The organism is Halosolutus halophilus (assembly GCF_022869805.1).
Classification (GTDB): domain Archaea; phylum Halobacteriota; class Halobacteria; order Halobacteriales; family Natrialbaceae; genus Halosolutus; species Halosolutus halophilus.
The window spans coordinates 3,924,847-3,937,313 of record NZ_CP094974.1 but is presented as its reverse complement, the minus strand read 5'-3'; the positions used below and the strand labels follow the sequence as shown (position 1 = coordinate 3,937,313).

Annotated in this window: 14 protein-coding genes; 9 read left to right on the top strand and 5 right to left on the bottom strand. The window is 66.4% G+C overall.

Annotation, left to right across the window (positions count from 1 at the left end):
• Positions 1–37 precede the first annotated feature (37 nt).
• The 3 genes from lysS to MUG98_RS19395 all read right to left on the bottom strand — a co-directional run bounded on the left by lysS (position 38) and on the right by MUG98_RS19395 (position 3,643).
• Positions 38–1,804 (bottom strand): lysine--tRNA ligase, encoded by a 1,767-nt coding sequence (gene lysS / locus MUG98_RS19405; protein WP_265109069.1) that lies wholly within the window; start codon positions 1,802–1,804, stop codon positions 38–40.
• Positions 1,801–2,526, bottom strand: coding sequence for a UMP kinase (gene pyrH, locus MUG98_RS19400; RefSeq protein WP_265109068.1), 726 nt, complete (start codon positions 2,524–2,526; stop codon positions 1,801–1,803). Before pyrH ends, lysS begins: the two co-directional genes overlap by 4 nt.
• A 121-nt stretch (positions 2,527–2,647) precedes the next feature.
• Positions 2,648–3,643, bottom strand: a complete 996-nt coding sequence (locus MUG98_RS19395; protein ID WP_265109067.1) for a CapA family protein — start codon at positions 3,641–3,643, stop codon at positions 2,648–2,650.
• Between the two features lie 89 nt (positions 3,644–3,732).
• On the opposite strand from MUG98_RS19395, the gene MUG98_RS19390 reads away from it, so the two are divergent.
• From MUG98_RS19390 to MUG98_RS19380, 3 genes are all read left to right on the top strand, one after another.
• Positions 3,733–4,557 (top strand): molybdopterin synthase, encoded by an 825-nt coding sequence (locus tag MUG98_RS19390; protein WP_265109066.1) that lies wholly within the window; start codon positions 3,733–3,735, stop codon positions 4,555–4,557.
• A gap of 336 nt (positions 4,558–4,893) precedes the next feature.
• Positions 4,894–5,139, top strand: coding sequence for a DUF7123 family protein (locus MUG98_RS19385; RefSeq protein ID WP_265109065.1), 246 nt, complete (start codon positions 4,894–4,896; stop codon positions 5,137–5,139).
• A gap of 335 nt (positions 5,140–5,474) precedes the next feature.
• Positions 5,475–6,632 (top strand): site-2 protease family protein, encoded by a 1,158-nt coding sequence (locus tag MUG98_RS19380; protein ID WP_265109064.1) that lies wholly within the window; start codon positions 5,475–5,477, stop codon positions 6,630–6,632.
• A 58-nt stretch (positions 6,633–6,690) separates the two neighbouring features.
• Here MUG98_RS19380 and thiL read toward each other — a convergent pair whose 3' ends face one another.
• Positions 6,691–7,560, bottom strand: coding sequence for a thiamine-phosphate kinase (thiL, locus tag MUG98_RS19375; RefSeq protein WP_265109063.1), 870 nt, complete (start codon positions 7,558–7,560; stop codon positions 6,691–6,693).
• A 109-nt stretch (positions 7,561–7,669) separates the two neighbouring features.
• On the opposite strand from thiL, the gene MUG98_RS19370 reads away from it, so the two are divergent.
• The 6 genes from MUG98_RS19370 (at position 7,670) to MUG98_RS19345 (ending at position 12,070) form a co-directional block, all read left to right on the top strand.
• The gene (locus MUG98_RS19370; protein WP_265109062.1) at positions 7,670–8,125 is read left to right on the top strand and encodes a 30S ribosomal protein S19e; all 456 of its coding nucleotides are present in this window, start codon (positions 7,670–7,672) and stop codon (positions 8,123–8,125) included.
• A 108-nt stretch (positions 8,126–8,233) separates the two neighbouring features.
• The gene (locus MUG98_RS19365) at positions 8,234–8,584 is read left to right on the top strand and encodes a DNA-binding protein (RefSeq protein ID WP_265109061.1); all 351 of its coding nucleotides are present in this window, start codon (positions 8,234–8,236) and stop codon (positions 8,582–8,584) included.
• Positions 8,584–9,174: a DUF7411 family protein gene (locus MUG98_RS19360; RefSeq protein ID WP_265109060.1), complete on the top strand. Its 591-nt coding sequence runs from the start codon at positions 8,584–8,586 to the stop codon at positions 9,172–9,174. The genes MUG98_RS19365 and MUG98_RS19360 overlap by 1 nt, the downstream gene beginning before the upstream one ends.
• Positions 9,175–9,308: 134 nt before the next feature.
• Positions 9,309–9,824: a hypothetical protein gene (locus MUG98_RS19355; protein ID WP_265109059.1), complete on the top strand. Its 516-nt coding sequence runs from the start codon at positions 9,309–9,311 to the stop codon at positions 9,822–9,824.
• Between the two features lie 273 nt (positions 9,825–10,097).
• Positions 10,098–11,396 carry a histidine--tRNA ligase gene (hisS, locus tag MUG98_RS19350; RefSeq protein WP_265109058.1) on the top strand — a complete coding sequence of 433 codons (1,299 nt, stop codon included), beginning with the start codon at positions 10,098–10,100 and terminating at the stop codon, positions 11,394–11,396.
• A gap of 140 nt (positions 11,397–11,536) precedes the next feature.
• On the top strand, positions 11,537–12,070 hold the full coding sequence (locus MUG98_RS19345; RefSeq protein WP_265109057.1) for a DoxX family protein: 534 nt from the start codon (positions 11,537–11,539) through the stop codon (positions 12,068–12,070).
• Positions 12,071–12,236: 166 nt separating this feature from the next.
• Here MUG98_RS19345 and MUG98_RS19340 read toward each other — a convergent pair whose 3' ends face one another.
• Positions 12,237–12,437: a hypothetical protein gene (locus MUG98_RS19340; RefSeq protein ID WP_265109056.1), complete on the bottom strand. Its 201-nt coding sequence runs from the start codon at positions 12,435–12,437 to the stop codon at positions 12,237–12,239.
• Positions 12,438–12,467 lie beyond the last annotated feature (30 nt).

Sequence of the window (12,467 nt, the reverse complement as noted above, 5' to 3'; positions counted from 1 at the left end):
GTATCGATCGGACTCCCCCTCGAAACCGACGTCCGCGCTATCGCTCGCGTCGAAGCCGGTCGACGACGAACTCCCGATCGACCTTCGCGAGGAAGGGGCCGAGTTTCGGCCCCTGCTCCTCGTCGAAGAAGAGCCGGTAGCCGGCGGCGAAGAAGTCACCGACGTCGACGTCGTGGCGCTTCGCGGTCTCGTAGATCTCGCCCTGGATCTCGTCGGGTTCGTGACCGGCCTCGATGAAGTCGGCGAGTTCCGCGAGCGCGTCCTCCGTGGCACTGTCGAAGTCGTGGTCCGGAATCTCGGTGCGCTTGAGTTCGTAGTCGAACTCGTTTTCGGTCCGGCGCGCCCAGTTTCGGGCCTTTTCGACCCGATCGAGAGCTCCCTCGACGGCCCACTCGGGGGCGTCCTCGGGGATGTGTCCCTCCCGGCGGGCGATCTCCTCGCGCAAGTCGGGGTCGTCCGTCATGCCGAGCACCGCAGCGAAGGTGTAGGGAAGGCGGACGCGCTCCGCCCTGGGTTCTTCGACGACGAGGGGGTAGACGCGATCGGCGAAGGCCTGCTCGTCCTCGTCGGCCTCGATCTCGCCGAAGTAGACGGCCTCGAGTCGATCGAACTCGTCGACCAGCTGGTCGAGGCGTTCGATGCTGAAGTCCCGCGCCTTCGCGGGGTCCTTCGCGAAGAAGTACCGCAGGACTTCGGGTTCGAGCAGTTCGAGCACCTCCGAGACGAGGATCACGTTCCCCTCGGAGGAGGAGAACGGCTCGCCATCGAGGGTGAACCACTCGTAGACCATCGGAACTGGCGGTTCGATCCCGAGGACGTTGCGCGCGACGTCCTGCCCGCTGGGCCAAGACCCCTCGGCGTGGTCCTTGCCGAACGGTTCGAAATCGACGCCCAGCACCTGCCACTGGGCGGGCCACTCGAAGCGCCAGGGGAGTTTGCCCTCGCGCAGCGTCGCGGTGCCCTCGTGGCCACAGCCCTCGATCGTGCGATCGCCGGCGTCCATGTCGGTGCACTCGTAGTCGACAGTGCCAGCGTCACCTGCGTCTAAATCGACGCTCGTCACCGTCTCCGTAATCTTCCCGCACTCCTCGCAGATCGGGTTGAACGGAACGTAGTCCGCGTCGACCTTGTCCTGGTACTCGGCGAGGACCTCGCGTGCCCGGTCCTGGTGTTCGAGGACGTAGCGGGTGACCGCCTCGAGGTCGCCGCTCTCGTACAGGTCCGTGTCCGAGAGCAGGTCGATCGGAACGTCGAGCGCGTCGGCGCTGTCCTGGATGATGGTCGCGAAGTGGTCGCCGTAGGAGTCACAGCAGCCGAACGGATCGGGGATATCCGTGTAGGGAACGCCGAGGTTGCGCCCGAGTGCGCCCGCGTCGACGTCGCCGAGATCGACGAGGTTGCCCTCGAGGTCACAGAGCGTGCGCGGCAGTTTCCGGAGCGGGTCGCGATCGTCTGCGGTGAAGACCTGCCGGACCTCGTGGCCGCGTTCGCGCAGCACCTCCGCGACGTAGTAGCCGCGCATGATCTCGTTGACGTTGCCGAGGTGTGGAACGCCCGAGGGCGAGATGCCGCCCTTGATCACGATCGGCTGATCGGGTTCCCGACTCGCGGGTCGTTCCTCTCCGCTCGTACTGTCCGTGGCCTCCCGCTGGTCGGCCACGCGCGCTTCCACCCGGTCGGCGACCGCGTCCGCCCAGAAGGCGTGGCGAGCGTCGTCGCCGTCCTCGCGCTGGAGGGTGTACGGACTCTCCGCGTCCGGGGCTCCTTCCGAGTCCGTGGTGCCGTCGTCCTGTTCGGAACTCATCGTTCGTTCTGGGCCCAGTAGGTCGGCTCCTCGCCCGCCCCGGCGGGGATGACGTCGGTCCCCTCGTGGTCACCGTGCCGGACGGCTCGCGCGATCCGATCGGGATCCGTCCCGTCGAGGACGATCGTCCGCATCCCCGATCGTTCGATGATCTTGGCCGCGAGCAGGTCGACCGGCGCGGAGGCACCGGCGTTCATCTCGAGGCCGGCGATCACGTCGACGAGGTCCGCGGCGGAGAGTTCGTCGTACTTCGTCGCGTCGGCGTCCTCGTTCGGATCGGCGCTGTAGACGCCGGGTACGCTGGTCGCGTAGACGAGCAGGTCGGCGTCGACGTACTCCGCGAGCGCAGCGCCGACGGCGTCGGTCGTCTGGGCCGGTGCGACGCCACCCATGACACAGACGTCCCCCCGACGAAGTGCCTCGCCGGCCTCCTCGTAATCCTCGGCGGGTGCGGTGACCGCGTCCTCGCCGAGTGCGGCGATGAGCAGGCGGGCGTTGAGCCGGGTGACGTCGATCCCCAACTGGTCGAGTTCGATTTCGTTCGCCCCCAGGTCGCGGGCGGCACCGATGTACTCGCGGGCGACGCCGCCGCCCCCCACGACGGCACCGACGCGACAGCCGTCCGCGACGAGGTCTTCGACGACGGCGGCGTGTTCGGCCACCCGATCGGCACCGGGTTCGGGCACGAGTACGCTCCCGCCGATAGAGACGACCACTTTCATGCTACAGCGGTGTAGCCGGGAGGCGATCATAAGGGTTGTCAACTGCAGAAGCACCGAGAACCGATCGCTCGGCAGGGAGTGACAGCCACGTCGACCGGGACGGGTGGGGACCCTCGCCGCCTCACTCGTCGAGCGGGAGGACGAGCGCCTCCCCGTCCCGATCGAAACTCGTCCCGAACTCGGCGGAGAGTTCGCGCACTCGATCGCGGGACCAGGCGGCCGCGTCCGGACTCGCTTCGTGGACCGCACAGCCGTCGATCTCGGTCGGCCGGAGCCGCAGTTCCGTCGGCGTCCCGTCGCCCGTCACCGACGCCTCGAACAGGAACCCCCGATCGTTGTGCAACTCGGCGTCGACCGCGTAGTCGTCGACGAAGTCGCCAGCGTCGTAGACGATCGGGGCCCCCTCGTGGACCTCGATCCCCTGGAAGACGTGGGCGCTGTGGCCGTGAATCAGGTCGACGCCCGCTTCGACCAGCCAGCGACCGAATTCCCGAAACGATTCGGGCGGCTCCGTGACCATGTTCGGCCCCCAGTGTAGTGACGCGACGAGCAGGTCCGGATCCGTCTCGCGTGCCCGTTCCAGCGCGTCCTGGACTCGGCGGCGCGTTTCCTCGTCGTCGACGTTCATCTCGATCCAGGCAGTTCCCGGCGATTCCTCGTCGGCCGCGTACTCCGGGGTGTTGTCGGTGAACGAGACGAACGCGAGATCGACATCGCCGATCGACACGACGGCCGGATCGAGCGCCTCGTCGATCGTTTCTCCCGCGCCGGCGTGGGCGATGCCCGCCTCGTCCAGGTGGTCGATCGTGTCCCGCAACGCCACTTCCTCGTAGTCGAGCACGTGGTTGTTCGCGAGCGCGCAACCGTCGACTCCGGCGCGCTCGAGCGCCGGCACGGCCCAGTCGGGGTTCGCCCGGAAGTGAAACGGGCGGTGGGTCCGTTGCCACTGCTGTCCGCGGGTCGAGAGCACGCACTCGAGGTTGATCACCAGTCCGTCGAGCGCGCGCAGTCGATCGAGGACGGATCCCCACACCGCGTCGATGGAGCGCCGACGCTGGCGATCGTCGACGAGTCGACCGAGCATCACGTCGCCGGTGAAGCCGATCCGGTGTGTCATATCTGCACGTACGCGATCCGGCGGGAAAGAGTTGACAGGGACGACGCGCGGCGACAGCTACAAAGTGTGACCGCACCATCTATTCGTATATGTACGTACTCGGCTGTCTGGACCGGGGGGCCGGCGACGAGAGACACGAGCAGGTCGTCGATCGGGTCGTCGATCGACTCGCCCGCGACGGGCGAGTCGGGGTGGTCCGATATGACGCGACCATCGCGGACGGCGCTCACGAGGCGCTCACGATCGGCGGCGACGTCACCTACGGGCTGGGTGCCGACGGCGACTGGACCGCCTCGGGGACGGGGATGTCCGTCGGCGACGCCATCGACGCGCTGGCACCGGACTGTGACTACGCGGTCGTCACCGGCGTCCCGGACCTCCAGTACCCCGTGCTCGCCGTGGGCCCCGACGACGCCGACGAACGGGACGACGTGCTCGCGACGGTCGAACGGGCCGGAGAACTCGACCCGGACGAACTCGTAACGGCACTCGAGGCCACGGACCCACACGAGACGCTCGACTCGCTCGTCGCTCGCGTCAAACGCTCCCCGGAGGCCGAGCGATCGGGTGCCATCGCGACCTTCACCGGCCGAGTGCGCGCGAAAGACGACCCGGACGACGCCCGCACGGAGTTCCTCGAGTTCGAGAAGTACGAGGGCGTCGCCGACGGACGAATGGCCACGATCGAAGACGAACTCGAATCGCGGGACGGCGTTCTCGCGGTCGAACTCCACCACCGGACCGGCGTCGTCAGGGACGGCGAGGACATCGTCTTCGTCGTCGTCCTCGCGGGACACCGCGACGAGGCGTTCCGGACGGTCGAAGACGGGATCAACCGCCTGAAAGACGAGGTGCCGCTGTTCAAGAAGGAAGTCACGGTCGAGGACGAGTACTGGGTTCACGAACGTTCGTGATCGTTTCGCATCGACCGCAGAGATTTTTGCATCCGAACCGTGATCGATCACAAGGGTTCTCGCGACCGTTCCGCGACCGATCGCAAGGGCTTTCTATTCGGCTATCGATGGTAGATTCAAGTTACGGAACTGACGCAGTGACGGACGATCCGACGCGATCGTTGCCAGCACGATAATACATTAGAATCGGTTTTAAAAAATCTAACCGATTCTGAGGACTTCGTAAAAGTTACTGTGAACTAGACTAAAAGGTCCATTAACCGCTGTATATCTGAATGCAATCGAAACGCCGCTAACCATCCGTTCTTTATAACATATCTCTCCCACAACGGGTGGATGTCGATGAGCACGACAGCCCACCCCTCCACGGAAAGCAAAGAACACCGCCTGAAACGCTACCTGCGCGAACGCGCAGAAGACGGAGAACTGTACTTCAAAGGGAAGTTCATCGCAGACGACGTCGGGATGTCCCCGAAGGAGATCGGCGCGCTGATGGTCAAGCTCTCGGAATCCGCGACCGATCTCGAGATCGAGAAGTGGTCGTACACGAGCGCGACCACGTGGCGCGTCGAACCCGCCTGATCGTCCATCGGTACACGCACGCGTAACACAGCCGTACACCTCACCCAACACCGTACACCTCACCCAACACCGTACACCTCACCCAACAGCACACCCTGCGATCACCGCATCGCCCGCCGTGCCGGCGCGTCGGTCGCCGACGCCATCCGGCATCGCCGACGACCCGACGATCACGCCTCGACGCTGCCGCCCGACGTGCTGGTCCCCGTCGGCGCGTCTCGCTTCGTTCCTGTCGTCACGACTGGTACGTCGGCGTGAGGACGCACCTCCCGTCGAAGACGGGAACTCCTGCCGACGACAGTCGATTTATACGAGGGGACGAGTAATCACGAGTGATGGAGGACGTCGATTCGTCCAGGTTCGAGCCGTCCGCGCGTGACGGACCGGTACTCGATGCGGGCCCGCCGATCGATCGCATCGAGTCCGTGTTTGCCATCTACGAGACGCGAACCGAGGACGACCGACTGGTCTACTACGGCGATCCGCTCCACCCGCCGGAGCAGGTGATCCGCGAGCTGTGGCCAGCGTTTCGGGAAGCGGGGTACGAACCGGAATTGACGATCCGCCACGGCGAGTACGTCCTCGTCGCCGAACCGACGGAGATCGGCATCGACGGGGTTCCGTGGACGAACCTGCTGCTCTTCCTGGCGACGATCGTCTCCACGCTGTTTGCCGGCGCCCAGTGGTACTACCTCGATCCGGGCTCCAATCCGACGGAGCTGGTACGCGCGTGGCCGTTTACCGCTGCGGTGCTCGGCGTCTGGAGCGTCCACGAGATGGGCCACTACGTGATGAGCCGCTACCACCGCGTCGACGCCTCGCTGCCGTACTTCATCCCCGTCCCGTCGCTCATCGGGACGATGGGTGCGGTGATCAAGATGAAAGGGCGGATGCCCGATCGGAAGGCGCTGTTCGACATCGGCGTCGCCGGACCGCTGGCCGGGCTGATCGCGACGATCGCCGTCACCGTGATCGGGTTGCACCTGCCACCCGTCACCGCGCCTCCGGGGATAGTCAACGATCCCGACGCGATCCAGATTAGCCTCGGCTATCCGCTGTTACTGGAGTGGCTCGCGGCGCTGTTCGACCAGCCGCTGTACCGGGACGATCCGACGACCGCGGTGAGTCCGGTCGTCGTCGGCGGCTGGGTCGGGATGTTCGTCACGTTCCTCAATCTGATCCCGGTGGGCCAGTTAGACGGCGGCCACATCCTCCGGGCGATGGCCGGCGAGTTCCAGGAGACGATCGCGGCGATCGTTCCGGGTGTCCTCTTCGGTCTCGCGGCGTACCTCTACTACGTGGTGGGACACGGCTGGTACGGGGTGTTCATCTGGGTGTTCTGGGGACTGCTCACCGCCGTGATCGCGGCGGTCGGTCCCGCCCAGCCGGTCGACGACGAGAGCCTGGGCCGCGGCCGGTTCCTGCTGGGCGCCATCACGTTCGCCCTCGGTGCGCTCTGCTTCATGCCGGTCCCGATCGAGATGATCGGGTAGTCGGTCGCTGGCTGCCGATGGTCTCGGTCCCGGTCGTCCAAATCGACGGTGAGATATCTCAGTGCGTGTACCCGCGATCGGCCAGCGGCTCCCCGTCCAGCGTGACCCCGTCCGCGACGACGGAGCCGATCGGCGTTACCGGGACGGTCGTCGCCGCACGAACCGTCTCGACCTCGGTCTCGGGGATCGTACAGACGAGTTCGAAGTCCTCGCCGAACGTCGTCGCCCGTTCGAGTGCCTCGTCCTCGCCGGCAGTCGTTTCGGCAACGGCATCGTCGATCGGGATCGGGTCCGACTCGATGGCGAACCCGCAGTCGCTCGCGTCCGCGAGCTGGTGGAGCGATCGGGCGAGGCCGTCGCTCGAGTCCATCATGGCCGTCGCGTGGGGGGCGAGCGCCCGGCCGGTAGCGACCCGCGGCTCGAACCGGAACAGGTCGTTCCCGCGGTCGTGATCCCCCCGATCGAAGAAGGCGAGCGCCGCCGCAGTTCTGCCCAGCGTCCCGGTGACGCAGACGACGTCGTCGGGCCGGGCTCCGCTTCGACGGACCGGGTCGGCCGTTCGTCCGATGGCAGTCGTCGAGACGGTGAACTCGTCGTGGCCGTCCAGGTCGCCGCCGACGTACTCGGCGCCGACGCCCTCGCAGACGTCGCTCGCGCCGCGAACGAACGCGAGCAGCTCCTCGGGATCGAATTCCGGCGCGGCGTAGGCGGCGACCGCAGCGATCGCCTCGGCACCCATCGCCGCGACGTCCGACAGCGACGCCCCGACGGACCGCCAGCCGGCCGTATACCTGGTCGTTCCGTCCGGAAAGTCCGTCCGCTCGTGGAGCATGTCCGTCGTCACGACCAGCCCGTCGACGATCGCCGCGTCGTCGCCGACGGGATCGAGTTCGTCCGCCAGTAGTGCCAGGGCGGCACGTTCGTCCATACCGACCGTTTCGCGTCCAGGGCGAAAAACGACCCGGACCCGTCGAGAACGGCGACCACGCTCGCAGAATACGATGGCCTTAAATGCCGCCGACGGGAATCACACGCCAATGGCTACGATGTACGACGTTCCGGCGGACGACCTCATCGAGGCGCTCGCCGAGGACCTCGAGGACCGACTCGACGAACCCGACTGGAGCGAGTTCGTAAAGACCGGCGTCGATCGCGAACTCCCGCCCGAACAGGAGGACTTCTGGGCGACCCGCGCCGCGAGCCTCCTGCGCAAGGTCGCCGATCGCGGACCCGTCGGCGTCGAACGACTCTCGACCGAATACGGTGGCTCGAAGAAGGGCTCGACCCGCTACCGCGTCGCACCCGACAAGCGCGCCGACGGCTCGAAGAACCTCATTCGAACCATCCTCCAGCAGCTCGAAGACGAAGACCTCGTCGACATCGCGGAGGGTGAGGGCCGCCGCGTCACCCCCGAGGGGCAGAGCCTGCTCGACGACACCGCCGGCGAGGTCCTCGAAGAACTCGATCGCCCGGAACTCGAGCGCTACGCGTAGACGATCACCGAGTAGTTTCGTTTTCACGACGTCGCTCACGTCGAGAGATCTCACTTTCCGCGGTCCGTAATCATTTTCCCGTCTGCAGGACAAAACTGGGATATAGCTATGAGCGGATCACCCGACGAGGAGAAACTCGAGGAACTCCGACAGAAGAAGATGGAGCAGCTCCAGGAACAGGCCGAGGCCCAGCAGGACAGCGAGGCCCAGGAGGCCGCCCAGCAGCAGGCCGAGGCCCAGAAGAACGCGCTCCTGCGCCAGCACCTGACCGACGACGCCCGCAAGCGGCTCAACACCGTCAAGATGAGCAAGCCGCAGTTCGGCGAACAGGTCGAACGGCAGGTCGTCACCCTCGCTCGATCGGGGCGCATCCAGGGCAAGATCGACGACGCGAAGATGAAACAGCTCCTCCAGGAGCTCAAGCCCGATTCGAAGAGCTTCGATATCAAGCGCCGGTAATGGACCTCGGACTGCTCTACAGCGGCGGGAAGGACTCGACGCTCGCAGCGCTTCTCCTCGACGAGTTCTACGACGTCACGCTGGTGACCGGCCACTTCGGCGTCACCGACGACTGGCGTCACGCCAGGGACACCGCGGAGACGGTCGGCTTCGCCTTCGAACGGCTCGATCTCGATCCCGACGTCGCCCACGAGGCCGTCGATCGGATCCGCGAGGACGGCTTCCCCCGCAACGGCATCCAGCTGGTTCACCAGCACGCCCTCGAACGGCTGGCCGGCCAGGGGTTCGACGCGATCGCCGACGGAACCAGGCGGGACGATCGGGTGCCGACGGTCTCGCGCGCGCAGGCCCAGAGCCTCGAGGATCGTCACGGCATCGAGTACATCGCTCCGCTGTCGGGCTTCGGCCGGACCGCAGTCGACCAGCTGGTCGACGCCCGTCTCGAGGTGACGGTCGGCCCGAGCGAGGAGATCGACCGGGCCGACTACGAGGCCGAGTTGCGATCGCTCGTCGCCGAGGCGGACGGGCCAGAGCAGGTAGCCGACTTCTTCCCGGCGCACGAGCAGACGTACGTCACGGACGTTCGCTGACGGACCGGCCCGTACTGGTATTCGCGACCGGCCGCGAGATCCCGGTGACGGCGGGAACGTTAATGAATTCATTACTGTTCGTTCCGTACGATAGTCGCGCCATAACGAAACCCGATGTCGTGGGAGGTGGACGCATGAGCGAACGCACGCCAGTCCAGGAGGTCTTCGCGGACGTCGACCCCGATCCGGACGCGATCTTCGAGGCGGCCGGTGCCGACACGCCGGCGGAGCTAATTGCCGGCGGCGGGAGACACGATCCGGTCGGGAACGACGCCGACGAGACGGGCGTCACAGACCTGCTCGGAAACCTGAAGGACGCGGCGGTCGAACCGACCGAGGCATCGGACGACCGGGGAGGGGCCGACGATCGGAGACGAACCGACGATCGAGAACCCGACGACGATCGATGTACGCCCGCGATTTCGTCCGGCGACTCGGCGACGGTTCCGGGGACCGCACCCGAGGAGTCGTCGACCGAGATGGAGATCACGTCCGGTGAACCGTCTGTGACGGTCGTTCCGGGTGACGGGGCCGTCATCGACGATCTGCTGGGTATCGATCCGACGCCGGATAGTCCGACGGCCGACCTGGAACTGGTCGGGCGCCCGACGGTCACGCGTGTGGCCAGCGACGCGTTCGGCGGGTCCTGATCGGCCGTCCCTCCCGACGGTGAGTCGATCTCGGACGGAGACCCCCGCTACCGGGTGCCGATCGGTGAAGACGATCGTCGCGTCGGCGAACCGGGCAAGCCACTCTCGAGGAGTCTCGAGGAGTACCTGACTACCGTACGGTCCTCCCGAGTATTTCGAGAATCACGTGGCAGGAGTATCGACCGAACCGATCGGCAGGGCGAATCGGACGGTCGGGACGCGGAATCGAGCCCAAAGGAAGGATAGAAGTTCGCCCTCGGCGAACGCCCTGTCATGTACGACCGGATCAAGGGCTTTCGAGACTTCTATCCCGGCGAGATGGCCGCGCGGCGGGCGACCATCGACGTCCTGGAGGAGACCGCGCGGAGGTACGGCTTCCGCGAGATCGGGACCCCGGCCCTCGAGCGGGCCGAGATGTGGACCGACAAGAGCGGCGACGAGATCGTGGACGAACTGTACGCGTTCGAGGACCAGGGCGGCCGCCACGTGACGCTGACCCCGGAACTCACCCCCACCGTGGCGCGGATGGTCGTCGCGAAACAGCAGGAACTGTCGAAGCCGATCAAGTGGTTCTCGACGCGTCCCTTCTGGCGCTACGAGCAGGTCCAGCAGGGTCGCCAGCGCGAGTTCTACCAGACGAACGTCGACATCTTCGGCTCGAGCGAACCCGAGGCCGACGCCGAGATCCTCGCGTGGGCGGCCGACGCCCTGACCGGTCTCGGCCTGACCGAGGAGCACTTCGAATTCCGCATCTCTCACCGGGACATCCTCGGCGGCGTCCTCGAGACGTACGACGCCGACGTGGACGTCGACGAGGCGATCCGGGCGGTCGACAAGTCGGAAAAGATCTCACGGGCCGAGTACCACGACCTGCTCGTCGAGGCCGGCCTCACGTACGACCAGGCCGCCGAGTTCGACGACCTCATCGCCAGCGGCGACCTCGACGCGGTCGAGGCGTTCGCCGAGACCGATCGCGTCACCGCCGCCGTCGAGAACCTCCAGAACGTCCTCTCGGCCGCCGAGGATTTCGGCGCGCGCGAGCACTGTACCATCTCCCTCGAAACGGCCCGCGGGCTGGACTACTACACCGGCGTCGTCTTCGAGTGTTTCGACTCCACGGGCGAGGTCTCCCGATCGATCTTCGGGGGCGGCCGCTACGACGACCTCATCGAGGGGTTCGGCGGCCAGCCGACCCCTGCGGTCGGCGTCGCGCCGGGACTCGCGACGCTGTCCCTGCTCCTGCAGCGGGCGGGGGTCTGGCCCGACGAGGAGGTCCAGACCGAGTACTACGTCCTCCAGGTCGGCGACACCCGATCGGAGGCCGCCCGGATCACTCGGGAACTGCGCGATCGCGGCCACGTCGTGGAGACGGACATCGCGGGGCGATCGTTCGGCAGCCAGCTCGACTACGCCGACTCGATCAACGCCGAGACGGTCGTCATCGTCGGCGAACAGGACCTCGCGAACGACGAAGTGACGATCAAGGACATGGACTCGGGCGACCAGGTCCAGGTTCCCGTCGACGAGTTCCCCGGCGATCGGGACCGGCCGACCTACGAGGACGTCGCCTGAGCGACTCACGTCTGCGTGCGAAGCATCGCTATTAAAGACCCTCCATCGAGTGGGGGAATCGATCGCGTTCCTGCCGAATGGGAGTTACAGCCGGTATTAACCTCCGAGAGAGCCAACTCTCATCTGTGAGGTGACGACCAATGGCAACCAATCAAGCAACCGTACAGTGGCTCGGGAAACAGCAGGAGTTCGAGTACGCCGACTCGGTCGCCGGCTACGTGATGGTCGGCGTGCGACTGATCGTCGGGTACTGGTTCCTCACCAGCGGGTGGGGGAAGTTCGCGTTCGTCGCGGGTGAGCCGTTCAACGCGGCCGGCTACCTGCAGAACGCCGAGTCGCCCATCGCGTGGCTGTTCGAGATCGTCGCCGGGACGCCCTGGCTGCTCGAGTTCACCAACGTGATGATCCCCCTCGGCGAGTTCCTCATCGGACTGGGACTCGTCCTGGGAGCGCTCGTGCGCCTCGCCGCCTTCTTCGGCGGCGTCCTGATGACGTTGTTCTACCTGGGCAACGCCGACTGGGCGCACGGCTACGTCAACGGGGACCTGATGGGTCTCATGTTGTTCGTGATCGTCGGCGTCTTCGCCGCGGGCCGCATCCTCGGCGTCGACGCCTACCTCGAACAGCTGGAGTTCGTGCAACGGCGGCCGTGGCTCCGCTACCTGTTCGGCTGATGGCGCGGGGGCCATGCCCGGCCGACCACTCGAACCGCTACCAGTGACTCTCTCCCGGATGTCCGAGACTCGACCACTGTGCCCGGCGATCGGATCCCGTCCGCTCGCCGTTCGATAGCAACCGACCGTTTCTCTCGGGTGCGAACCCGATCGATTCTCCCGTCCCCTACCGGCGGGACCGATCGACGGTCCCCGACCCCGGATCGATTCGATCGCCGGTCGTGACGCGGTCGGCCGCGTCACGCCGCTCGATCGGGCTGTGGCCGGTCTCGACGTAGTGGTCGATCATGGCCCGCCCGAGTTCCGTGATCTCGTCCTCGCTCGCTTCTCGCTGCCAGTCACAGGCATCACAGTACGCGATCGGCACGGTCGTGATTTCGAGGGCGATCGGGCTGAA